The 23781-nt window shown below is 67.0% G+C and carries 14 protein-coding genes and 2 pseudogenes; 1 reads left to right on the forward strand and 15 read right to left on the reverse strand.

Annotated features, from left to right (window positions below):
• Positions 1–17: 17 nt before the first annotated feature.
• The 6 genes and pseudogenes from ssuD to QO011_RS34685 all read right to left on the reverse strand — a co-directional run.
• Positions 18–1160: an FMNH2-dependent alkanesulfonate monooxygenase gene (gene ssuD / locus QO011_RS34665; RefSeq protein WP_307282706.1), complete on the reverse strand. Its 1143-nt coding sequence runs from the start codon at positions 1158–1160 to the stop codon at positions 18–20.
• Positions 1161–2730: 1570 nt separating this feature from the next.
• Complete coding sequence (locus QO011_RS34670; RefSeq protein ID WP_307282711.1) at positions 2731–3321, reverse strand: DUF416 family protein; 591 nt, start codon at positions 3319–3321, stop codon at positions 2731–2733.
• Positions 3322–3455: 134 nt separating this feature from the next.
• Positions 3456–4130, reverse strand: a complete 675-nt coding sequence (locus QO011_RS34675) for a transposase (protein WP_307282712.1) — start codon at positions 4128–4130, stop codon at positions 3456–3458.
• A 196-nt stretch (positions 4131–4326) separates the two neighbouring features.
• Positions 4327–4581 carry a DUF7660 family protein gene (locus tag QO011_RS42630; RefSeq protein ID WP_442358311.1) on the reverse strand — a complete coding sequence of 85 codons (255 nt, stop codon included), beginning with the start codon at positions 4579–4581 and terminating at the stop codon, positions 4327–4329.
• Positions 4582–4621: 40 nt separating this feature from the next.
• Entirely contained in the window at positions 4622–11497 is a 6876-nt protein-coding gene (locus QO011_RS34680; RefSeq protein ID WP_307282714.1) for an RHS repeat-associated core domain-containing protein, read from the reverse strand.
• A 197-nt stretch (positions 11498–11694) separates the two neighbouring features.
• Positions 11695–11842 (reverse strand): annotated as a pseudogene (locus tag QO011_RS34685) (LLM class flavin-dependent oxidoreductase); the annotation flags it as partial.
• 176 nt (positions 11843–12018) lie between these two features.
• On the opposite strand from QO011_RS34685, the pseudogene QO011_RS34690 reads away from it, so the two are divergent.
• Positions 12019–12519 (forward strand): annotated as a pseudogene (locus QO011_RS34690) (L-2-amino-thiazoline-4-carboxylic acid hydrolase); the annotation flags it as partial.
• Positions 12520–12709: 190 nt separating this feature from the next.
• Here the strand turns inward: QO011_RS34690 and QO011_RS34695 are convergent.
• From QO011_RS34695 to QO011_RS34735, 9 genes are all read right to left on the reverse strand, one after another.
• Positions 12710–13714: an oligopeptide/dipeptide ABC transporter ATP-binding protein gene (locus QO011_RS34695; protein ID WP_307282717.1), complete on the reverse strand. Its 1005-nt coding sequence runs from the start codon at positions 13712–13714 to the stop codon at positions 12710–12712.
• On the reverse strand, positions 13711–14688 hold the full coding sequence (locus QO011_RS34700) for an ABC transporter ATP-binding protein (protein ID WP_307282718.1): 978 nt from the start codon (positions 14686–14688) through the stop codon (positions 13711–13713). The genes QO011_RS34695 and QO011_RS34700 overlap by 4 nt, the downstream gene beginning before the upstream one ends.
• Positions 14685–15521, reverse strand: a complete 837-nt coding sequence (locus QO011_RS34705; protein WP_307282721.1) for an ABC transporter permease — start codon at positions 15519–15521, stop codon at positions 14685–14687. Before QO011_RS34705 ends, QO011_RS34700 begins: the two co-directional genes overlap by 4 nt.
• Position 15522: 1 nt before the next feature.
• Positions 15523–16551, reverse strand: a complete 1029-nt coding sequence (locus QO011_RS34710; RefSeq protein WP_307282724.1) for an ABC transporter permease — start codon at positions 16549–16551, stop codon at positions 15523–15525.
• A 31-nt stretch (positions 16552–16582) separates the two neighbouring features.
• Positions 16583–18190: an ABC transporter substrate-binding protein gene (locus QO011_RS34715; protein WP_307282726.1), complete on the reverse strand. Its 1608-nt coding sequence runs from the start codon at positions 18188–18190 to the stop codon at positions 16583–16585.
• 302 nt (positions 18191–18492) lie between these two features.
• On the reverse strand, positions 18493–20148 hold the full coding sequence (locus QO011_RS34720; RefSeq protein WP_307282728.1) for a dipeptide ABC transporter ATP-binding protein: 1656 nt from the start codon (positions 20146–20148) through the stop codon (positions 18493–18495).
• The gene (locus QO011_RS34725; protein WP_307282730.1) at positions 20148–21008 is read right to left on the reverse strand and encodes an ABC transporter permease; all 861 of its coding nucleotides are present in this window, start codon (positions 21006–21008) and stop codon (positions 20148–20150) included. The genes QO011_RS34720 and QO011_RS34725 overlap by 1 nt, the downstream gene beginning before the upstream one ends.
• Positions 21005–21994, reverse strand: a complete 990-nt coding sequence (locus QO011_RS34730; protein WP_307282732.1) for an ABC transporter permease — start codon at positions 21992–21994, stop codon at positions 21005–21007. The genes QO011_RS34725 and QO011_RS34730 overlap by 4 nt, the downstream gene beginning before the upstream one ends.
• Complete coding sequence (locus QO011_RS34735; protein ID WP_307282734.1) at positions 21991–23589, reverse strand: ABC transporter substrate-binding protein; 1599 nt, start codon at positions 23587–23589, stop codon at positions 21991–21993. Before QO011_RS34735 ends, QO011_RS34730 begins: the two co-directional genes overlap by 4 nt.
• Positions 23590–23781 lie beyond the last annotated feature (192 nt).

Genomic DNA, 23781 nt, shown 5'->3' on the forward strand with positions numbered 1-23781 from the left:
CCCCTCCGGATCGCCCGTCAGCTCGCCGCGGCGGCCGGGGCGCCGGCCGCGCGGACGTCGAACGCCCCGCCGGTCTGGGTGGAATCGCGCAGCGTCACCGGCGCCTTGCCCCCGATCAGCGGAAAGGCGAGCTCGGCGAAGCGGATCGCCTCCTCCAGATGCGGATAGCCGGAGAGCACGAACGTATCGACGCCGAGCGCGGCATACTCGTCGAGCCGCGCGACCACCTGCTCGGGCGAGCCGACCAGCGCGGTGCCGGCGCCGCCGCGGACGAGCCCCACACCGGCCCAGAGATTCGGCGCGACGACCAGGCGGTCGCGCCTGCCCTCGTGCAGCGCCGCCATCCGCGCCTGCCCCACCGAATCCATCCGCGCATAGTTCGTCTGGGCGCGCGCGATGTCCTCGTCGGTGAGATGGCTGATCAGCCGGTCGGCGGCGGCCCAGGCCTCGGCCTCGGTCTCGCGGACGATGACGTGGAGGCGGACGCCGAAGCGGACGGTGCGACCGTGGCGTGCCGCCCTCTCCCGCACATCGGCGATCTTGGCGGCCACGGCCTCGGGCGGCTCGCCCCAGGTCAGGTAGGCGTCGACATGTTTGGCCGCGAGCTCATGGGCCGCCGGCGAGGAGCCGCCGAAATAGAGCGGCGGCCAGGGCTTCTGCACGGCGTCGTGGAAGTTCTTCGCCCCCGCGACCCGGACGTGGCGGCCGGTGAAATCCACGGTCTCGCCGGAGAGCAGCCGTTTCCAGACGGCGAGATATTCGTCCGCCGCCTCATAGCGCTCGTCGTGGGAGAAGAAGACGCCGTCCGCGGCGAGCTCGGTGGCGTCACCCCCGGGAACGACATTGAGCAGCAGCCGCCCCCCGAGCGCCTCGTCGAGCGCCGCCGCCTGCCGCGCGCCGAGGGTCGGCCCGGTGATCGAGGTGCGGAGCGCGACCAGCAGCTTGATCCGCCGTGTCACCGCGACGAGCGAGGCGGCCACCACCCAGGGGTCGGTGCAGGAGGCGCCGGTCGGAATCAGCAGGCCGTCATAGCCCAGCCGGTCCGCCGTCTCGGCGATCTGGCGGATATAGGCGTTGGTGGGCGCCCGGCCGAAATCGGACTTGCCGAGATAGCGCGTGTCGCCCGATGTCGGCAGGAACCAGAAGACGTCGTAGGACATTGGTCTTTCCTCTCACACCGCCCCGGCCGGGCGGCGGACGGCCGGAACGCCTCGGCGCTTGATCTATTCCGTCTATAGCAACAGTCTTCTTGACTTGCACGCAACCCGCGCGCGGACGGAGCGCCGGCCGATTGGCCTTGGCAGCCGAGACCTATCGGGGCCGAGGGCCGGGACCGCGGCGGCCGCGAGCGATGCGCAAACAGGGTCCGGCGCGAAGCGCGTTACGGGACGCGAAGGCGCTGCGGGGACAGGCCGGGTGTACGTGGTTGGGCATCAGGCGAGGAGACCGGCGTCCGACTTCGGCAGGCAGGCCTTCAGCAGGTCGAGATAGGTCCGGCCGTCGTCTTCGGTGAAGAACACATGTTCGCGGCGGTGCCCCGTTGCGTCTCATGGTACGCGAGGCCGGGGACCACCAGGCGGACGACGCGAGCCATGCCTCGGCCTGGCGGGAAGGAGAGAAAAGTAAACTGTTGTCTCCGCATTGCCACTGTTCCCACTGGCATTCCCACTGCAATTATACGTAGAATTTACTCTTGACAGAATTTCGGCAGATGGCTCAGAAAGAAACTGTCAACCTCTCGACTTACACGCCCTAAAACCATCTTCAGTAGTAATACATTTTTTATTGTCTATTGCATCCGTATCAACCATGTATGCCGACCCATAGGACGCCGGCAAGACAGAGCCCACGTTACGGAGGAACGATTCGATTTTATGATCAATATCTATCGGAGCTTTATTCAAAACAACGTTCTCGGAAACAACTATATCGTTTCGTGACGCACGGAACTGCAAGAATTCCGCATCCAAGCCTATTAATAATTTGCATTCTCGTATTTTGTCGAACAGCATACGATTGATCGTGCATGTATCAAAGAGAAACTCTCGATATAACTCCACCTCCTCCGTGTCGGTCGTTGGTTCATAGCTGAGTTTAGAATCCGCTGCTGCCGCGATCCACATGTTGAGATGAAACAATTTACATTCTCCCCTATTCACCTATTTATTAGGATCGTCTTTTCTGTGCCATCGGCGTTATACGGACTCAAGTCAAGGGGCTCCCTGTCGAGAACAGCCTTAACTCCATATTCTCTTTCATAATTTCGAATATTCCTCAGGACTCTTGCGGGAAACGGGTTGTTGGACTGGAAGTATGGTCTTCGACCCGTCGCCTTGGAACCAAAACTGTCCCCGTAACCCTTCAACGCCGCTGCGCTGCCAGAAGCAGAGGCGGTTCAGCCGCCGGCAGAGGACGTGCCGGTTGAAGCGCCGACCGTCGAGCTGTCGGGACGGTGCTCGGGGGGAAGAGTTTTGCGGTTGTGCAGCCGGGCCTGGAGAGCCGACACAGCGCGTCGCGCAGGGGCGAACGTGGGGCCGTGGACCTTGGCGGCGGTACGAAGAAGCGCTGTCGTGCTGGTGCGCGGCGAGAGCGCGTGGTTGGTTCCGTTTGCACCGAAGCCGGCGGAGCGCTGTGCCGTGCGGACGTGCCCGGGGAGAATAGCGGCAAGGTCACAATCGCCAATAACGAGTGCAACGGCAACCTATACCTGAGCGCACTGCCAATATTCACCTACAATCCCAGGTTGCTACTCTGAGGATGAAATTTTCCATAAATTATTTCAAATCTATTACCAATATCGTTTGATAAGGATTCTAGAAAGGAAATATCTTCAGCTTGATTTCTCAGTTCACACTGCATTAATCTATGTTGCGAAATTGCCAACTCCATTGCTGAACCATGAGAATCGAGCCGCTCGACCATTTGTATATACATGTCAATCGAATCCCTGGACAATGTAGCCACTTCACATATATAAACAATTTCACCATCCTCCAAGTACCTGAAGATCGACGCCAAAGCAACAGCACAATCCATCGCAGCTGAAACCAAGTCGTCCTCATACATATCAGGGTATGGGGCTGCGCGATCGCATTCTTCAATGTATACGCTTAATTCAATATCTTCTTTTTTTATTGAAATAAAATTCCATATTTCCGCCAAATTCTTCTGCAAAACGCTAGGATCCAGAGAATTTTTTTCACAAAAGAGATTGTAAGATCCCATCATTCTTTCAACAATGCTCACACCGAAGGCAACTCGGTCCCAATATGACAAGTTAGACAACCGCCGTTCAAGCATTTTGATATCAAAAGTGATCATACAGGCTCCGATTCGGCATCACTTAAGCTTACTCAAAGCGTCAACATCCTCACTCGTCAACATACCAGCGCAATCTCCACAGATTGGTCTGCTTGCTGCGGTGCCAGTTGGATTTAATCCGAGTTCTTTCGGGATTACGGGGACAGTTTACTCGACTCCGGCCGTGGTCCCGGCTTGCGTCGGGCCAGGACGCGCCCCGTAGTCGCCTCCAGCCTGGCGAGCCAGGCCGCGGAGCCGAGCGGACGCCCGCTCCTCTCGCTCCGGCGCAGCGCCGCGACCGCGGCTTCGTCCTCTGCGTCGTCGAGCAGGTCGGCGAAGGTCGCGAACCGTTCGCGCACCAGCGTCAGGTCGGTCAGGCCGTCGTCGCGGCCGCTCAAGTGCGCCCGGGTGCTCGCCCACGGCCAGTCCTCGGCCCGGGGCGCCAGCTTCGCCCGCACCGGATTGAGGCAGACATAGCGCACGGCATGGACGAGGTGATCCTCCGCCATGACGACCGAGCCGAAGCGGCCCTGCCAGAGATGGCCGGTCCAGCCGTTGCGGGCGTTGATCCCTGCGGTGTAGCGTCGGTGCGCCTCGCCGAGCAGGGCCCGCAGGCCATCCTGTCCGTCCGGCACGGCCAGCAGGTGCACATGATTGGGCATCAGACACCAGGCGAGGAGGCGCGTGCCCGACTTCGGCAGGTAGGCCTTCAGCAGGCCGAGATAGGCCCGGTAGTCGTCGTCGGTGAAGAACACCCGCTCACGGCGGTTGCCCCGCCGTGTCACATGATGCATGAGGCCAGGGACCACCAGGCGGGCGATGCGAGCCATGCCTCAGGTTAGCCGAACGGAGAGAAAAGTAAACTGTCCCCGTGATCCCGCATTTCCAGTTCTTTCGCGGCGAGGAGCGAAAGGTAACCACCATTCACGCGTCAGAGTCGCGCAAACACACCGCCTGAGCCCAAAGGAGAGCGGAACCGCTCGGCATTACCCACTCTGCTCAGCCATACCACAACTTCTCGCACGCCTACTCATAGTATTTTGACGCCAGAAGTATTTCCGCCATTAGCTGCCATACAGAAATTGAACTAATATCTCTATTTACATTCTTATAATACACATCCATAGAACCAACGAAAGCTGACATTGCTGACAAATATCTTTCCATATCACAATTCTCCCAATCCTTTTTTTCATTATATTCGTCCCTTAACTCCAATATGAAGTTAGACAACTGCTCCATCGTTTGGACGCAGTGCGGGTTTAATTTATCTTTGCTCATTTCAGATCTCACCTCTAATAGAAACTCTCGAAGTTTACATTCAATTGCGCAGGCACACAATGCAACCGTTATTTCTAGTAGTCATCTTGTAAGCCTCGCGGATTATTTCCTGGGGAGAAGCAGGCGTAATCTTTACAGGAACACCCGCAATGGACGTCGCAACCAGCCGCCTATTATCCAATGTATAGGCAAGATTATCTTTTGAGAAAACGCGAATTGCCGGCAAATCCACTGGAGATATCGCTCCAGATTTCAACTTTTCCGCGAGATCGAGAACCGATTCTCCATTCTTGAATCGTGGACTCACGCTATCTTGGGTGAATCGAACCGTCGCTGGATCAGCAAGAGTTGTCTCCCCTCGATTCATTCGCTTTAGTGCCTCAGGTGCACTTTCTACTCCTGCAGTATTACGCCCGACAGCTCTAATACCCTTAAACATATCGGCTTCACTTATAACTCCAAATTTCTGTAGTGTTTGAAAATCTCCAATGGTTGGATTCCCGCCAATTATTCTTTCCCATGACTTCTTTATGAGAAACTGTCGGCCGGTTTCATCGTCAAAGGGATCAAGTCCGGAACCTGCAAGCCGGGTCTTGGCGCCAGCGACGTCGCTGTCATCCCGCTTCAGATTCAGATCTTGCCCCCCGAGGGACGCCTTCTCCGCACCGCCCCCTCCATTTGAATCGTCTCCCGCGTTCATGTTTCCGCGGGCGATCGCCTGGGCGTCATCTCCGTTGTAATGCCCGCTCGGATCCCTCACGTTGACCGGGTTGTTGTCGGCGTAGGTGTATCGGTTTGTTCCGACGCCGCCCTGTGTGGGGTCCCACCAGTCTGGGGAGACGAAGCGGGCGATCCTGGGGTCGTAGTAGCGGGCGTTGAGGTAGAGCAGGCCGGTCTCGTCCTGGCGCTCGCCGATGAAGGCCTTGCTCTCGCGCGTGGCGTTGTTCGGCGCCGTCAGCCCGGTCCGCTGGAACCCGAACGGGCCGTAGCTGGAGCTGGTGGCAGGGGTGCCGGTGCCGTCCGCCACGATGCGCTGCGAGCCGAGATGGTCCTTGAGCAAGGTGTAGCTCTGCACCGCCAGCCCCGGCACCGCCTCGCGCTTGGTCTCGGCCGTCGGATAGGTGATCCAGGTCGGCGCCGTCGGCACGCAGCTGTTGGTGTTGGCGGCGTAGCTCACCCGCTCGTCCCCGAAGACGTAGAGCGTCGTCTCCTCCGGCTGCTGGCTCGCCGCCAGCGAGCAGCCGCGCGGGTTGGCCTTGACGATCTTCTTCAGACGCGTCCCGTCCGGCCCGTGCACGAAGCTCGACGTCAGCGTCAGCGCCCCGGCCGTGGAGTAATTCTTCACCAGGATCGGGCGGTTCTCCCCGTCCCAGGTCAGCTCCCGGCTGATCACCCCGCTCAGCTGGCTCTGCAGCATGTTGCCGTTGAGATCGTAGCTGAAGGCATAGTTGCCCGCCGCTGTCACCGCATGCGGCTGCACCGCCGCCGGGCCCTGCGCCGGGTAGGTGTAGCTCCCCACCCCGGTCTTGGAGAGCAAGTTGCCGGCGAGGTCGTAGGCATAGGCCTCGTTGTAGCCACTGTTGCCGGCGTTCGCCGCCCGCTTCAGCTGGTCGAGGTCGTCATAGGTGTAGGTCCAGTTGTCGGCGGACGAGGCGTTCAGCTGGTCCGTCACCGCCTCGATCCGGCCGGTCAAGGCCCGCGTGTAGCTCAACGACAGCAGCGCCGTGCCGCCGCTCCCCTGCTGGTGCACCAACGTGCTCAGCCAGCCGCGGGTCGGGTCGTAGGTCGCCGTCGACACCACCCCGCTGGCATAGCTCGTCACCAGGGGCTGGCCGGCTGCGTCATAGGTCGTGCCGGTGACGAGACCGGGCACCGACACCAGCCGGCCGGCCGGGTCGTAGGTCATCGGCGACGAGGCGGTGCCCACCGTCGTCCCGTCCGGCAGGCCCCGCCACAGCACCCGCGAGCCGGTGTCGTAGGCCGTGGTCGTGATGTAGCTCTGTCCGTCGACGACAAGCGTCTTCTTCACCTCCCGGCCCAGCACGTCGTAGTCCGCCGTCAGCGTCGCCGCCGCGTTGGTGCTGGTCGTCATCTTGCCGACGTTGAAGAAGCCGGTCCGCGCCTCGTCATAGGCGTAGGTGGTGGTGTCCCGCCCCGGGTCGTTCACCGGCAGCTCGGCATGGGCGATCTTGCTGCGCACCCGGTTCAGCGGATCGTAGAGGAACGCCACCTGCTGGCCCTTGGCATCGGTCTGGCGGGTGAGATTGCCCGCCCCGTCATAGGCATAGGTCCAGGTGCCGAGGTCCGGGTCCTGCACCTGGGTGCGTCGGCCCATGTTGTCGAAGGTGTTGATCCACTGATTGCCCGCCGGGTCGGTCAGCTGCGTCAGCCGGCCCATCGCGTCGTAGACCATCGAGCGGTTGACCTCGCTCGTGCCCAGGAACCGCGTCTGGCGCACCGTCCGCCCGAAGGCGTCGGTGTGCACGATGCTGCGCCGCCCGAGCTCGTCCGTCGCCGTCACCGTCAGGAAGCCGGAGAGCGCGGTCAGGCTGGAGGCGCCATAGGCGACGCTCGCGGCGCTGCCGTCCGGGTTGGTCACGACAACCGGACGGTCCAGCGCGTCATAGGCCGTGCTGGTATATTGCGCCGTGTCACCGGAGTAGAACGGCCGGCTCACCCGCGCCACGCTGCCCCGCGCGGTGTAGTCGGTCAGCGTGGTGATCACACGGGTCGTGTCAGGCCCCTGCGCCAGCACCCTCCAGGTCCGACCGAAGCCGTCCAGGTAGGTCTTGGTGTAGATCGTCGCCGTCCCGGTCGGGCCGGGCTTGCGCACGTCGACATACTGCGTCGCCGGGTTGCCGACATTGTAGTAGGTGTAGCGCTCGAAGGCGTTCAGCGGCGGCTTCTTCTCGGTCAGCCGGCACAGGGCGTCATAGGTGAACGTCGTCACCTGCCCGTTGAGGTCCGTGATCGTCGACGGCTTCTGGCACCCGAGGTCGTAGGCCGAGACCACGCTCTGGGCCTTGGCGTTGCGCACCTCCACCGGCAGCAGGTGCGTGCCCGTGTCGTAGACCGTCTCCGTCCGGTTGCCGACCTCGTCGATCACTGCCGTCTTGTTGCCGTAGGCGTCGTACTCGGCCTTGGCCAGGTACCAGCTGCCCGAGGCCTGCGGACGGTGGCCGGTCTGCGTCACGTCGCCCTTCGCGGGCACCGCCCCCAGCGTCGTGCTGGCGTCATAGTAGATCACCTGGTCGGCCAGCAGCGGGCCGGCGCTCGTGGTCCCCGCATAGGTCCGCACCCGGTTCGGCGCCGACACGATGTAGGCCTCCGGGTTCGGCGTGAAGGCGGTCAGCGTGTAGCGCTCGCCCCCCGTGACGTCCGCGTCCCCGGTCTCCGTCAGACCCGTCACGTTGCCATAGGCATCATAGACGCGACCAACCGTGCTGCGCTTGACCACCGAACCGAACAGAGCCTGCTTCTCGGAGGCCGTGTTGAGCGCAGTATAGGGCAGCGTCAGCGTCGTGCCCGCGGGCAGCGGCCAGGCCGGACTCAGCACGGCGGTGCTGCCCGCCTTGGCCCGCACGCTCCAGGTCTCCTGCGTCACCGCCAGCACCGGCGCATCCGCCGCCGTGCTCGTCTCCTCCAGCCTCTCCAGCCGGCCCGCCGCCGCCAGGTCCTGCCGGAAGGTGTAGCGCCGCCGCGGGCACACCGTCTCCCCGGCATTGCACGCAAGGTCCGCCGTCGCCGTCCGGAAGCCGAGGAACCGACGCTCCGAAGCGTTGTACAGCCCGCCCGCGAAGCTATAGCTCGTCGTCGACGGCGCAGACCGCCCGTCGCTCAGCGTCAGCGACTTCACAACCTGCATCACGCCCGGCATCACGCCGTGCACAACACCCGAAGACGGCTGGTAGGCGATCGTCGTCTTGCCGCCCAAAGGACCCGTCACGGACGTCAAGAGATCGGGGAAGGCAACGGACGCCGAAACGTACGTCCCGTCAGACTCGGCGACCAAGGGACCGCCGGAATACGTGTCGTAGAACCGGGCAGGGGCGATGTCGTCCCTGCCATCACCGTCCACGTCAAGTAGTGTATAGGTCGGCCCGCGGGTAGCGACCGGGACGAAGCTCGATCCGGTCGACCGAAACACCGTCGAGGACGTGGTCGTCGTGTTCAGGATGATGTCGGAGCGGCCGTCGCCGTCGATGTCGCCGACCAGTATGGGCGACAGGCATTGCCCGTTCGGATCGGACGAGCGGGTCGCGATCTCGGAGGGGACATTCGCGGCCCAAATCTGGTGCACGAAGCCTTGGCCCGTCGACAGCAGCACCCCAACATTCACCGTGCCGGCCGACGCCCCCTTCTCCAGCATGACGATGTCCGAGCGGCCGTCACCGTTGACGTCCGCGACACGGATTGACGCGAGAATCTTGCCAAAGCCGGTCCCATCCGCGCCGGGCGCGACCGAGGGCCCGCCACAATAGCTGGTCTGGATGACCCCGGGAAAATACGCCACCTGCTGTGGCGAAAACCCCGTCCCCGTCGAGAGGGTGTAGTTTACCTGGATCTGGCCGCTCCCCATGCCCACCCGGACGATATCGCTCCGACCATCGCCGTTCATGTCCTGGAACAAAGGGGAAGCGAACACGGATGAGAGCGAGAGTGGGACATCCGGGCCCGATGGTTGGGAGCCTCCTTGAAAACCACCGTTGATCTGATCCAGGAACCACTGCCGTCTCTGTTCAAGCGTCCAACTGCTGTCGGGCATAGTGGTGGGATCGGGGATCGTCAGGCTCCGGAGTACGGTCGTGCCATCGGCCTGCACAAGCAGGGCGCGTATCTGTCCGGAGCCGTCGTAATCGAGCAGCCCAAGGAACGGCGGCGGGCTCTGCAACTGGATCTGGCTTGGATTGTCGAAACCGACAAATCTGGCGGCGGTGACGGAGCCTGTCGCCGACAGAAGCGCTACGCCGATACCGCTTGAATAGGTCGTCTTCGCCGAACTGCCGCAGCTGTCGCCAGGATCAGACGTCCGCGAGCTGTAAAGGACATCAGGGACACCGTCGCCATTGATGTCTTGTATGCCATTCAAACCCGAGGTCGTCGTGATGCGACGCGTGCCGCAGGTCGATGTCGCAAGCTGCTCGGATAAGCAGTTGAAGACGAATGGAGGGATGGGCTGAGGCGCCGTCGACAGGCTGTTGGCGAATATCGAGACCGAGCAGCTTTGCGGCGGACGCGGCCCCGTTGGGCACACCGTCTGTCCCGCCGGGGGCGGACTCTGTATCGTGCAGGCCGGATACGAGGCCGGGCTGAAAATAAACGTATCCGGCCTCTGATCGCCGTTGGCATCGGTGATGGCAGCGATGGATGGGGCTGGAGAGGAGGAAGCGGCATTGCGCTGTATCGACAGCGTGAGAGGCAGCGTCTGCGGGCTCGACCATGCGAGCGTCGCGCCCTGATAGGCGAGCTTGGTCGGCGGCAGGCTGGTACCGCCAGTGACGTGGCCGCCAGTGAAGCTGGCGTCCTTGCCATAGGGCGTCACCGTGATCAGCCGCGACAGCCCTGTCGCCTCACTCTGCTGGTACGCGAGGTCATAGGCTCGCACCCGAGTGCCTGCGAACTGCACGTCGACCGACGTCAGCCGTTGGTCCAGCGTCGACAGCGACTTCTCCGTCGAGGGGATCGTCCCGTTCGCGGCCGGCGCCATCACCCCGCCGTTGGCCAGCGTCAGCACGGCGCTCGCCGGCGCCGTCTCCCGGTTGAAGGTGATGGTCGCAACCGGCGCCGCCTCGCCGTTGTTGACGTATTGGATGCTCGTCGGCCAGCACACCGGCAGCACCGGGCAGGCATAGGCATAGTCCATGTGGTTGCCATGCGCGTCGGTCACGCGCTGCAGCAGCCAGCGCGCCTCGCTCGCCAGCTTCGGCAGCTCCGCATCGGCCACACCGCCCCAGGTCGAGGTCGACACCGAGGCATAGGTCGACACCGTCCCGTCCCGGCCCGTCACCGTCCAGGTGCTCGCCCCGCTCACCCCATCCACCGTGCGCTTCACCCGGACGAAGCCTTCCACACGCGTGGCGTAGGTGGTCACGCCCGTGCCGGCCGTGCCCGTGGTGCACGCCGGGCTGGTCATGCCGGCCGCGCAGGCCACCAGTTCGTCCCCGTCCAGGGCGAAGACATCCAGCGCATCGTCGAAGCGCGGCGTGCCGCCGCCATGGGTGATGCGGGTGATGTCGGACAGGCCCGACACCCGCATGCCCACACCGGCAAAGCCAGCCCACCAGCCGCCCGCCCGGGCACCGGCGTTGGAATCGTAGACCAGACCGAGGTTCGGCTCGATGCCGCGAAACGTCGGGACTGCAAGGGGAATGCGCTGCGTGAACGATCCGTTCGACGGTGCTGGCTGGATCTTCGATGCCAACCCGCTCGACGCCGCCAGTGCCGCAGTCGGATCGGTCGCGTCGCCGCCACCGAGGTCGATTGCTGCCGCCGCGGCTGCGGCCGGCGCGGCTTCCTGCTCCTCCGCCGGCTGTGCCGCGCCCGTGGTCGAGGGCGCGTCTTCTGATGGGATCGGCGTCTGGGCCGTGGGGCTCGATGGATCGCTCGGATCGGACGGGGCCGGATCGCTCGACGGCGCCGGCGCGGACGGATCCGGCACGCTCGGATCCGCCTGCGCCATCAGCCGCATCGGAGCGCTCATCGGCGCCCGCAATGCACCCGCGATCGGGCCAGCGGCCGGCAGGGAGGGGAGCACAGGCTGCTCCACCAGTCCGGTCCGCAGCGACGGCACACCCGCCGCCTGGATGCTCTCAGCGATCGCGGGAGCCGCCCAGCCGCCCAGCCACACCGCCACAGCCGCAGCACACGACAGCGCCACGCCGGCCCGCACGCGAGCCGCGCCAAAACCTTCGATCATCGAAGCCCCCCAAAGGCCCCCAGCCGGATCAGTCCGGCCCTACTCTCCTAACGCTAGGGCAGCGACACAAATGCGACAACCGCAAATTGTGGGTCGATGGAGTTGCACACAGCCTTCGCGTTGGCCGCCAACGACGATCTCACCGCGATAATCTCGATACGTTGGGTGAGGGCCGCAACGGCGACCGCGCCGGTTCAGGCATCCAGCTGGTCCCTGTCCGGCGGATGCAGATTGACGGTATGCTGGGCGATCAGCGTCGAATCGAAACCGATCGCCTCCGCTTCCAGGACGACCGTCCTGCTGTGTTCCCACGAAGCATCGAGGGGGCGCCGCCAGATCCTGCAAGGCGGCCCGTGGGTTTGACCTCGCCTACAATGCGCGACGCGCACCGCCGGTAAGGCGTGGACCGCCGGCTGAGGATGATATGCTCCCGCGCGCCGCCGGCGCCGTGTCGGCCGCGGACGGCGTCTGGACCCGCTCGCGAGCTTCGGCCACAACGAGGACAGACGACGAGGTAGGATATGGGCGATCACCCGGACGACGCGAAGCAGCAGCCGGTACCGATCGAAGGCGAGATCGGCATTCTCGCACGCCGGCGCATCGAGGCGGCCATCATCGCCCCTCTCTACGAGGCGATGCGGCAGGAGATCGGCGAGGAACGGGCGCAGGCGATCCTGGACCGCACCATACGGGAAGCCGCCATCGCCGCCGCCAGAGGCTTCGCCGCCAGGACACCCGGCGGGACCAGCCTGCAGACGTTTCGTGACCTGCAGGCGCTGTGGACGAAGGACGATGCCCTGACCGTCGAGGTGCTCGCCGCGACCGACGAGCGGTTCGACTACGACGTCCACCGCTGCCGCTATGCCGAGACCTATCGCGAGATGGGGCTGGGGCATATCGGCCATCTCCTGTCCTGCAACCGCGACGGCGTCTTCTGCCAGGGCTATGATCCGCGCATCGAGCTGACCAGGACCCAGACGATCATGGGAGGCGCCAGCCATTGCGACTTCCGCTATCGCTTCGTGCAGGCCGAGGATGCCGGCACGGCCGACGTGCCGGAGGCGCGAGCCGGTTCGAAGAGCGTTTCGCGACAGGACGCCGGGCCGGAACGGCGACATCGGGACGATGCGCGTCCGGGCGAGGCCGGCGCATCCGGCGATCGGGACATGTAGCCTGCCGCCGTCGGGGAGCGACGAAGGACGGGAGAAGGCCTCACCGAGCGTCAGCACCCCGAAGCGGGTGATGGCAGGCGACGCCGTGGTCGGCATCGAGGCCCAGGAACGGCGGCTGCCGCGTGCGGCACAGAGCGCCGGCACTGGCGCAGCGGGTCTCGAAGCGGCAGATGTCCGGCTTCGGATCGATGGGACTGCCGGGCTCTCCCGTAAGGCGGGCCCGCCCGGTGCGAGGCGGCCGCCCCAATGCCGGGATCGCGGCGACGAGGCCGGCCGTGTAGGGGTGGGACGGACGGCCGAGCACGGCGTCCACCGACCCGCGCTCCACGACCTGGCCGAGATACATCACCATCACGCGCTGGCACAGCAGACGGACGACATTGAGGTCGTGCGAGACGAAGAGGAGCGCGATGCCGAGATCCCGCCGCAATTCGTCGACCAGCTTCAGGATGACCGCCTGGATCGAGACGTCGAGCGCCGAGGTCGGCTCGTCGAGGATGAGGAGCCTGGGCCGGAGCGCGATGGCGCGCGCGATGCCGGCGCGCGCCAGCTGGCCGCCGGAAAGCCGATGCGGCAGGCGGCCGGCCAGCTCCGCCGGCAGGTGCACCCGGTCGAGCGCCCAGCGCACGCGCTCCTCCAGGCGGGCGCCGCCCAGCCCTTCCAGGCGCGCCAGCGGCGCGGCGATGGCCTCGCGGACGGAGCGGCGGGGATCGAGGCTGTCATAGGGGTCCTGGAACACCATCTGGATGTGGGACCGCCAGGCGGCCCGCGCCGCCCGGGCCGCCGGCACCGCGCCGATGTCCTCGCCCTCGAGCAGGATCGTGCCGGATGAGGGATCGGCGAGCCGCGCCACGAGGCTCGCGAGCGTCGACTTGCCGGAGCCGGATTCGCCGACCAGCCCGAGCGCCTCGCCCGCTCCGAGCGAAAAGCTCACGTCCTCCACCGCATGCAGGCGGGATCGCCGTACGCGCAGGGACAGCAGGCCGCGCCGCCCTGCGCCGACGGGGAAATATTTGTGCAGGCCGCGCACCTCGAGCAGCGTCATGCGGCGACGGTCCAGCAGGCGGCGCAATGGCCCGGCGCGCGCGGCTGCAGCGGCGGCACCTCGGTGCGGCAGCGATCGATCCGCAGCTCGCAGCGCTCCTGAAAGCGGCAGGCCGGCAGATCGGCACGGGAGAGGTCCGGCGCGAGGCCGGGCACGCCGACGAGGTCCTCGAGGCGCGCGCCGGTGCCCGGCGTCGCGCGGAGCAGGCGGCGCGTGTAGGGATGGCGCGGCCGCTCGACGATGGCGGCCGTCGGCCCGGTCTCGACGAGCTGCCCCGCATGCATCACCGCCAGCCGATCGCATCGCTCCGCGGCGAGCGCGAGGTCGTGGGTGATGAAGATCATCGCCATGCCGCGCTCGCGGGCCAGGCCGGCGACGAGGTCGAGGATGAGCGCCTGCGTGGTGACGTCGAGGCCGGTCGTCGGCTCGTCGGCGATCAGGAGCCGGGGCGCGCAGGCCAGCGCCAGCGCGACCATGACGCGCTGGCACGTGCCGCCGGAGAGCTCATGGGGATAGGCAGAGGCCCGCGCCGCCGGATCGGGGATGCCGACCCCGGCGAGCATGGCGACGGCCTCGTCCCGGGCCTGGCGGCGCGACAGGCCGGCATGGGCGCGCAGCACGTCCGAAATCTGCTTGCCGACCGGCCGGACCGGATTGAGGGCGCGCCGGGGATGCTGGAAAACCATCGACAGCCGCCTACCACGCAGGCGGCGCAGCCGCGCTTCCGGCAGGCCGAGCAGGTCCTCGCCCTCGAACAGGATGCGACCGCCGGCGACCACGGCGCTCCGGTCGAGGAGGCCCATCACCGCCAGGGCGGTGACGGACTTGCCCGAGCCGCTCTCGCCGAGAATGCCGACCGTCTCCCCCGCCCCCACCTCGAGCGAGACCCGGTCGAGAACCCGGAACCGGCCGCCGCGGGGAGCCGGGAAGTCCACACTGAGAGTCTCCAGGCGCAGGATCGGCTCGGCGCTCACGCCGCCCTCCTCACGTCCAGGAGGTCGCGCAGGGCATCCCCCGAAAGGTTGAAGGCGAGCACGGCGAACATCAGCGCCAGGCCGGGGCAGGCTGCGACCCACCACTGGCCGGTGATGATGAACTGGGCGCCCTCGCTGACGAGAACGCCCCATTCCGGCGCCGGCGGGCGCACGCCGACGCCGATGAAGGAGAGGCCCGCGGTGTTGAGGATGGCCCAGCCGAGATTGAGCGACATCTGCACGACCAGGGCCGGCAGGATGTTCGGCAGGAGCACGCCGAACAGCAAGGCGAGATCCCCTGCCCCGCCGAGGCGCGCCGCCTGGACGTAGCCGGCGTTGCGGCGCACGGCGACCTCGCTGCGGGAGAAGCGGATATAGAAGGGCAGGTTGATCAGGGCCGTGGCGTAAATGATGTTCGCCACGCCGTTGCCGAGCACCGCCGCCATCGCCATGGCGACGATGAACAGCGGGAAGGCCATGAGCACGTCGACAAGCCGGCCGACCCACTGATCGAGCGGGCCGCCGACAAAGCCGCAGGCGGCGCCGATGGTGTTGCCGACGACGAAGGACAAGGCCACGGCCGAGACGGCGATGGCGAGGTCGAGCCGCGCGGCGACCAGGACACGGCTGAAGATGTCGCGCCCGAGCTGGTCCGTGCCGAACCAATGCGCCGCGGACGGGGCCTCCAGCGCCTGGCGCACATTGGTGGCCAGGGGATCGTAGGGCGCGATCGACGGGCCGAGCAGCGCCAGGAGCAGCAGCACGCCGGCGCAGCCGAGCGCCAGCAGGCCCGAGGGGCGGAGCGCCATGCCTTCCATGCGCCAGCTCCGCATCTCAGCCGCTCCGCCCCGCCCGCGGATCGACGAGGCCGTAGACGATGTCGATGACGAGATTGGCGGCGGCGAAGATGCCGGCGACGACGAGCACGAAGCCTTGAACGGGGGCGTAGTCGGAGCTCATGAGCGCGTCGATCGCATAGGAGCTGACGCCCGGCCAGGCGAAGACCTTCTCGACGAGGACGTTGGCGCCGAGCATGGTGGAGAACACCATGCCGAGCGCGGTGACGATCGCGATCAGCGCATTGCGCAGCGCGTAGTGCACCAGGATCGTCCATCGCGACAGGCCGAGCGACCGGGCGGTCCTGATGAAGTCCGACGACAGGAGGTCGAGCATGGCGCCGCGGGTGATCCGCGCCAGCGGCGCGAGGGCGAAGAGCGCCATGGTGATGCTGGGCAGGACGAGGTGCCGCAGCCCGGACAGGAAGGCCGGGCCGTCGCCGGCGAGCGCGCTGTCGACCAGCACGAAGCCGGTGACGGCGGCGGGCGGATCCATCCAGCCGTCGAGCCGGCCGATCGGCTCCGGCGCCCAGCCGAGCGCGAAGTAGAAGGCATAGATGAGGCCGAGGCCGACGACGAAGGCGGGCAGCGATGTCCCGACGGTCGCGACCAGACGGCAGGCATGATCGATGACGCTGCCCGGCCGCAGGGCCGCGGCGATGCCGAGCGGCAGCGCCGTGGCGACGGCGAGGAGAAGCGCCGAGAAGGTCAGCTCGAGGGAGGCCGGCAGGCGCTGCAGGAGGTCGCGGACGACCGGCTCGCCGGTGGTGAACGAGCGCCCGAGATCGCCGCGGGCGATGTCGCCGACATAGAGCACGAGCTGCTCGGCAAGGGGACGGTCGAGCCCGAGCTGCCGGCGCAGCGCCGCCACTTCCTCCGGGCCCGAGCCGGGGCCGGAGGCGAGCATGGCCGCGGGATCGCCGGGCAGGACGCGCATGATCACGAAGGTGAAGAGCACGGCTCCCGCAAGGACCGGCAGCACCGCGAGGATGCGCTTCAGCACGAAGAGGGGCAGCGAGCGTGGCACGATTCATCCCGTGACGGCGCAGGTGCCCCCGTCATGCGCTACGGAGTGTGCGGAAGTCCACCTGGCCATGGATGTAATAGGTGAAGCCGTCCAGCCGCGGCTGCAGGGCGGCCTCGAAGGAGGGCAGCCACAACAGGACGATCGGCACCTTGTCGAACACGATGCCGATCGCCTTGCGGATCGCCTCGTCATATCGGGCATGATCCGTCTCCCAGCGCGCCGCATTGACCAGCTCGTCCAGCTCTTCGTCCTGGAAATTGCCGAAGTTCCAGCGCCAGTCGCCCTGGAAGAAGATACGGAAGAAATAGTCGGGGTCGTTGAACCAGGCCGACGAGGCCTCGACATAGAACGGGACCTTGCGCTGGGTGAGCAGGGCCCCCCATTGCGCCTCCGCAACCTTCTCGATCGTCACCTTGACGCCGAGCTTGCCCAGCGCTTCCTGCACCAGCAGCGCGATCGGGTCGGCGATGGTCGCGTCGGCGACGTTGTAGCTGAACGTCGTCTCGAAGCCGCTGCCCAGCCCCGCCTCGGCGAGCAGCGCCCGCGCCTTGTCGAGATCGGTATCGTAGGGGAAGGCCTGCGGAAAGGAGGCCTCGGCGGGAACGCGCGATTTCGCCCCGTAGAGCGGCGTGCCGTGGCCGAAGACAGCCCCTTCGAGCAGGTCCTTGTACGGCAGCGCATAGGCGATCGCCTGGCGCACCCGCACATCGTCGAAGGGCTTCTGCCTGGTGTTGAAGGCGACGAAGCGGAAGGAATTCGTCACCGGCAGGGAGACGACCTTGACCGCCTTGTCGCCGGCGATGGCGTCGATGTCGCGCGGCGGCAGCTGCAGCGCGATGTCCGCGTCGCCCTTTCTCAGCGTCGCCACCCGGCTGGACGCCGCCGGCACCACCTGGACGATCGCTCGCTTGAGATAGGGCAGCGCGCCGCCCTTCCAGCCGTCGAAGCGGCTGTAGACCACCTGCTGGCTGGGGTTCCACGTCTCGACCCGGTAGGCGCCGCTGCCGGCTTCGTTGCTGCGCAGCCATTCGGCGCCCCAGGGATCGGCCTCCGTCGCATGGCTCTTCACCAGCGCCGAATTGATGACCGAGGCGAAAGTCAGGGCCAGGTTCGGCAGGGTGAGGCGGTCCTTGCGGTCGAACCTGATGCGCAGCGTATGGGCGTCGACGACCTCGAACTGCGCGGCATCCTTCAAGGACCCCGTCGCCAGCTGGTTCTTCGAGGCCGGCAGGCTGACGCCGCGGGCGAGCGACCAGCGCACGTCCTCGGCCGTCACCGGCGCGCCGTCATGGAAGGTCGCGTCGGGGCGCAGGTGGAAGACGAGGCTGCGCCCCTCGTCGCTCTCCTCCCAGGCCTGCGCCAGCTCGCCCGTGAACCTGGCATAGTCGTAGCGATAGAGGCCGGCCGACACCTCGCGGCGATCGAACTGGATCAGCCTGTCGTAGACGTTGGAGAAGGTGCCGAGCGAGGCCGGGCTGACGCCCGTGCCGTGCGGATCCAGCGAGTTCGGCCGCCCCTCCGCCACCACGCGCAGGGTCTCCGCGCGCGCCTGCGCGAAGGCGTCCCTGTCCGGCCAGGCCCCCAGGCAGGCGGCGGCCCCGGCTGCCGCGCTGCCCTTCAAGAAAATCCTGCGGTCCATCGTCCACCCCATGAAATCGGCTCGGCGCCCTGGCCGTCCCGAGAGATCTGCAGATAGGGCATGGTCGCCCGATTGCAAGCGCGGCGTTTTCGTCGAGCCGGGTCCGTCCGCCATCACAGCGATCCATGCCGCGGCGGGTGGGCGCCGTTCAACCAGCAATCGGCGATGGCATGCGCCTTCCAGCGCACGGGATCGTGCTGTTCCACGCCATGGACGCGGCGACAATATGTTAAGTATATATATTATATGTTAAGTATATATATTATATGTTAATTCTACTATCATGGAGACCTGCCAGCGACTCAGCCCGCGGCCTGGCTCTGCGGCGCGAGCGCCATGCGCGGCGCTGCCCCGAGGAGCTTCCTGGTGAAATCGTGCTGCGGGTTCTGGAACACCTGCTCGACCGGCCCGCGCTCGACCACCTTTCCGTCCTGCATGACCAGGACCGCGTCGCTCATGTGGCGGATCACGCCGAGGTCGTGCGAGATGAAGAGATAGGACAGGCCGAGCTCGTCCTGGAGATCGGTCAGGAGGTCGAGGATCTGCGCCTGCACGGAGACGTCGAGCGCCGACACCGGCTCGTCGCAGACGATCACCTTCGGCCCCGAGGCGATGGCCCGGGCGATCGCCACCCGCTGCCTCTGGCCACCCGACAGCTGCAGCGGCCAGCGTGCCGCATGCTCGGCCGTCAGCCGGACCGTCTTGAGCAGGCCGGCGATGCGCTCGCGATGCTGCGGGCGCGGCACGCCGCCGGCTTCGAGCGCGTCCGCCAGGATCCGTCCGACGGTCCAGCGCGGATCGAAGGAGCTGAGCGGGTCCTGGTAGATGACGCCGAGCTGCGGCCGCCGCGGCCGGCGCAGCCTCTCCGGCACATGGCCCGGAGCCGCGGCGACCCAGAGGCTGCCGTCGAACGTCACCGTGCCCCGGTCGGGCTGGGCGAGGCCGAGGGCCAGCCGGGCGGTCGTCGTCTTGCCGGAGCCGGATTCGCCGATCAGGCCGAGCGTCTGGCCGGCCTCCAGCCTGAAGCTGACCGCATCGACGGCGAGGCGCCGGCGCTGGTCGGGGCCGTCATAGGTCTTGGACAGGTCCGTGGCCTCGAGCACGGCCTGGTGCCGCGGCGCCAGCCGGGTGACGGTCCGGCCGCGATCCTCGCGCATCGGACGGATGCCGCGCCGATGCCGTCCCGGAACGGCGTCGAGCAGGGCTCGCGTGTAGGGATGGCTCGGGCGGGTCAGCACTTGCGCCATCGCCCCCTGCTCGACCACCTCGCCCTGGTTGAGCACCAGGACCTCGTCGGCCAGCTGCGAGACGACCGCCAGGTCGTGGCTGATGAGCAGCAGCCCGGTTCCCCGCTGCTTGATGGTGGCGAGAAGGTCGAGGATCTGGGCCTGCACGGTGGTGTCGAGGGCGGTGGTCGGCTCATCGGCGATCAGCACGGCCGGCTCGAGCGCCAGCGCCGTGGCGATGAGCGCCCGCTGGCGCAGCCCGCCGGAGAGCTCGTCCGGACGCTGGCGGGCCCGCAGGGCCGGCTCCGGCACCCCGACGCGCTCGAGCAGCTCCAGCATCCGCCGATGGTCGGCTGCCCCGCCGCCGCCATGGGCGGACAGGGCTTCCAGGATTTCCTGGCCGACCGTCCGCAGCGGATCGAGCGAGACCAGCGCATCCTGCAGGACGAAGCCGATATCCCGGCCGCGCAGCGATCGCCACCCGGCCTGCGACAGGCCGCGAAGGTCGCGTCCGGCATAGCTCAGCCGGCGCGCATCGACCCCGGCGCCGGCCCCCGTCAGGCCGACCAGCGTGCGGGCGGTGACGCTCTTGCCCGAGCCGGACTCGCCGACCAGGGCGACGGCCTGGCCCGGGCGGATGCTGAAGGAGATGTTCCGGACCACGCTGCGCCTGGCAGCGCCCTGTCCCAGCGTGACGGAGAGATCTTCGACGACGAGATGTCCCGTGCTCATCAGGCGCGTCCCTCGATCAGGCGTTGCAGGTGGCGGCCGAAGACGGTGGTGGCGAGCGTGGTCAGGACGATCGCCAGCCCGGGAAAGAAGGTCAGCCACCAGGCCTGCTGCACGAAATTGCGGCCCATCGACAGCATCGTGCCCCATTCCGCCGCCGGCGGCCGGGCGCCGAGGCCGAGGAAGGACAGCGCCGAGGCCCAGACGATGGCCTGCCCGACGCCCATGGTGATCGCCACGATCAGGGGCCGCATGGCGTTCGGCAGCACCTGCCGGCGGATCGTCCGCGCCGGCGTGTGGCCGAGGGCCCGGGCCGCCTCGATATAGCCGGCGTGCCGCACCGCCAGCACCTGGCCGAAGACCATGCGCGCATAGCCCGGCGCATTGCCGATGCCGGTCGCGATCACCAGCGGCACCAGCCCGTCGCCGAGATGGGCGCCGAAGAGCAGCGCCAGGATCATGGTCGGGAAGGAGAACAGGACGTCGAGGATCCAGCCGACCGCCCGTTCCGCGAGGCGGCCGGCGAGTCCGCCCGCCAGGCCCAGCACCACGGCCAGCGCCATGGACAGGGCGACCGCGCCGACCCCGAGCAGCAGCGACTGCCGCGCGCCGTAGACGACGCGTGCATAGATATCCCGCCCCGACTGGTCGGTGCCGAAGGGATGGGCCCAGCCCGGCGGCTGGAAGGCCTGCCTGGGTGCGATCGCCAGCGGATTGACCTGCGTGAAGAGCTGCGGAGCGATGCAGGCCAGCACGAGCGCGGCCAGGAACAGCGCGGCCAGGGCGGGTCCGAGGGCGGGCAGCCGCTGGATGCGGAGGCGGGCCGCGCCGGATGCGGGCAGTCCGGCTTCGGATGCGCTCATGTCCGGCCGGCCTCGATACGGGGATCGACGACGACGTAGAGGGCGTCGACCAGGATGCTGGTGACGATGTAGACCAGCGTGACGAAGAGCGTGATGCCGATGGTGAGCGGCATGTCCTGCAGCGACACGGCCTGGTAGAGCTGGCGCCCCAGCCCCTGGCGCGAGAAGATCAGCTCCACCAGCACGGAATTGCCGATCAGCGAGCCGACGGCCCAGGCGGACAGGCTGACGCCCGGCAGCACCGCGTGCCGCAGCGCATGCCGCCAGCGGACCGGCCAGTCGCCGAGGCCGCGCATCCGCGCCGACAGGATGAACGGCTGGTCCAGCGCCAGCTCGAGCGATTCGCGCATCACCTGGGCGAGGAAGCCCGCCAGCGGCACGGCCAGGGCCAGCGTCGGCAGCACGAGGCTCACGAGGCCGCCATTGCCCTCGGGCGGGAACAGCCGCAGGCCGAAGGAGAAGACGGCGAGGAGGACGATGCCGAGCCAGAATTGCGGCAGGGACGCGCTGACCGTCTCGATCGCCGATCCGAGGCCGCTGACCCATCGGCCTCGGCGCGTCGTGCCCAGCACCGATACCAGCGCGAGCACCCAGGCGACCAGCAGCGAGGCCGCCGTCAGCTGCAGCGTCGGCCAGACCTGCTCGGCGATGACGTCGGCGACAGGCAGGTGCTGGGAGAAGGAGACGCCGAAATCGCCGCGCAGCAGCCGGCCGATATAGATCGCGTATTGCGTGAGCAGGGGCTGGTCGAGCCCGAACTCCTTGACCGCCGCCGCGATGGTTTCGGGCGTCGGATTGGAGGTCGGCCCGCCCAGCAGCGCCCGCACGGGATCACCGGGCGTCAGGTGCAGCGCGAAGAACGTCACCGTCGCCGACGCCAGCAGCACCAGCCCGCCGCCCCCCGCGCGCAGGAGGAGGCGCTGCGCCAGGCGGCGCAGCCGCCGGGTCTGCGGCGGCCGCGGCTCGCGGCCGGACGCCGCGCTCATTTCGAGACCCAGGCGTCGTAGAGCGTGGTGACGGTCAGGGACGGCTCCAGCCGCACGTCGTGGGCCGTCTTATAGACGCCGAGGCGCGTGCTCTGGGGATAGGTCCGCAATTGCAGATATTGGCCGGAGATCAGCTCCTGCGCCTGGCGATAGAGGCCGCGGCGCGTGGCCTCGTCCTGCGTCTCCAGGGCCTTCTCGACGGTGTCGTCGAAGGCGGCGTTCTGCAGGCCGGAGCCGTTCTGGTGATAGCCGCCCGATCCGGCGGCGCCGAGGAACTCGGATCCGAAGACGATGCGCAGCACGTCGGCCGTGTTGGTGTTCCAGTAGTCGAGCGTGACGTCATAGTCCCACTTGCCCTGGCGCTCGCTCGATTCCGTGTCGCCGACCGGCTCCAGCCGGACGTCGAACCCCACCTGCCCGGCCGTCGCCTGGACCTGCTCCCACAAGGACCGTTCGGCCGGGCCGATCGAGGCGCCGATCGGGATGTGCACGGCCAGAGGCTGGCCGTTCCTGGAGCGCAGGCCGGAGGAATCGCGCTCGGTCCAGCCGGCCTCGTCGAGCAGCTTGTTGGCCCGGTCCGGATCATAGTCGTCGGCATGCTGGAAATCGCCGCTGTAGAACGGCGTCACCGCGCTCAGCGGGCCGGTGGCATGGTGATAGCGGCCGAAATAGACGCTGGCGAGGGCGCCGTCGATATCGGCCGAGCGCACGAAGGCCTCGCGGACCCGGATATCGTCGAAGGGCGCGCGCCTGGTGTTCAATTCGCCGTTGGTCGGGTTGCCCGGGCGGTCCTTGACGATCAGGGTCAGGTCCGGGTTCTTCTCGGCGGCAGCCTCGGATTCCGGCGGAACCGCCTCGATGACGTCGACGCTGCCGTTCTGCAGGGCGGCAAAGCGCACGGACGGCTCGGGGATGAACTTCCAGACGATCTTGTCGAGATAGGCCGGTCCCTGGTGCCGTGCGGTCAGCGGGGCCCAGCGGTAGTCGGGATTGCGTTCGAGCACCACCTGGCTCTGATGGTCCCAGCGCGTGACCTTGAACGGCCCGGACCCGACCGGGCTCTGGCAGTTCTCGTCGCGCGAACGCTTCAGCGCCGACGGCGCCTCGATGCCGAGGAAGCCCTGCGCCAGGACCTCGAGGAAGGCGGCATAGGGCTTGGACAGATGCACCACGGCCGTCAGGTCGTCCGGGGTATCGGTCCCGACATATTGCCTGACATAGCCGCCGGCCGTCGAAGACTGGGTGGCCGGATCGACCATATGGTCGAGGTTGGCCTTGACGGCGGCCGAGGTGAACTTCTCGCCATTGCTGAAGGTGACATCGTCCCTCAGCTTGAACGTGTAGGTCTTGCCGTCGGGCGAGACGGTCCAGCTCCTGGCGAGCCAGGGACCGATATGGCCGTCCTGGTCCATCGAGACGAGCGAATCGAGGAATTGCTGGGCGACGAAGACCTGCGGCATGTCGCCGTCGACATGCGGGTCGAGGCAGGTCGGCTCGCGGTCGGTCGCGTAGGTCAGGGTGCCGCCGGCAACCGGCGCGCCCCCGGCCCGGACCGAATCCGCATCGAGGCCGGCGGACGACAGCGCGGCGACCAAGGCCGTCGCGGCGACGGTCGACCGGAAGCGGCGGCGAATCTCGCGCCTTCGGCCCGCACCCGGCCACCCGCAGGCATGAGGAGCGGCAATTCGATCGGCACCAGAAGCCGGAAAGTCGACCTGCAAAGACATGGGATCCCCGCGCAAATCCGAGCGGGCGCCTGCCCGCATCGGAACTCATGGACTCGCGGT

Source organism: Labrys wisconsinensis, from assembly GCF_030814995.1.
GTDB classification, from domain to species: Bacteria; Pseudomonadota; Alphaproteobacteria; order Rhizobiales; family Labraceae; genus Labrys; species Labrys wisconsinensis.

What these genes read in the sequence shown, in the direction of transcription:
- ssuD (WP_307282706.1), bottom strand. Translation starts at nt 1,160, where the DNA reads ATGTCCTACGACGTCTTCTGGTTCCTGCCGACATCGGGCGACACGCGC.
- QO011_RS34670 (WP_307282711.1), bottom strand. Translation starts at nt 3,321, where the DNA reads ATGATCACTTTTGATATCAAAATGCTTGAACGGCGGTTGTCTAACTTG.
- QO011_RS34675 (WP_307282712.1), bottom strand. Translation starts at nt 4,130, where the DNA reads ATGGCTCGCATCGCCCGCCTGGTGGTCCCTGGCCTCATGCATCATGTG.
- QO011_RS42630 (WP_442358311.1), bottom strand. Translation starts at nt 4,581, where the DNA reads ATGAGCAAAGATAAATTAAACCCGCACTGCGTCCAAACGATGGAGCAG.
- QO011_RS34680 (WP_307282714.1), bottom strand. Translation starts at nt 11,497, where the DNA reads ATGATCGAAGGTTTTGGCGCGGCTCGCGTGCGGGCCGGCGTGGCGCTG.
- QO011_RS34695 (WP_307282717.1), bottom strand. Translation starts at nt 13,714, where the DNA reads ATGACGCTGCTCGAGGTGCGCGGCCTGCACAAATATTTCCCCGTCGGC.
- QO011_RS34705 (WP_307282721.1), bottom strand. Translation starts at nt 15,521, where the DNA reads ATGCGGAGCTGGCGCATGGAAGGCATGGCGCTCCGCCCCTCGGGCCTG.
- QO011_RS34715 (WP_307282726.1), bottom strand. Translation starts at nt 18,190, where the DNA reads ATGGACCGCAGGATTTTCTTGAAGGGCAGCGCGGCAGCCGGGGCCGCC.
- QO011_RS34720 (WP_307282728.1), bottom strand. Translation starts at nt 20,148, where the DNA reads ATGAGCACGGGACATCTCGTCGTCGAAGATCTCTCCGTCACGCTGGGA.
- QO011_RS34725 (WP_307282730.1), bottom strand. Translation starts at nt 21,008, where the DNA reads ATGAGCGCATCCGAAGCCGGACTGCCCGCATCCGGCGCGGCCCGCCTC.
- QO011_RS34730 (WP_307282732.1), bottom strand. Translation starts at nt 21,994, where the DNA reads ATGAGCGCGGCGTCCGGCCGCGAGCCGCGGCCGCCGCAGACCCGGCGG.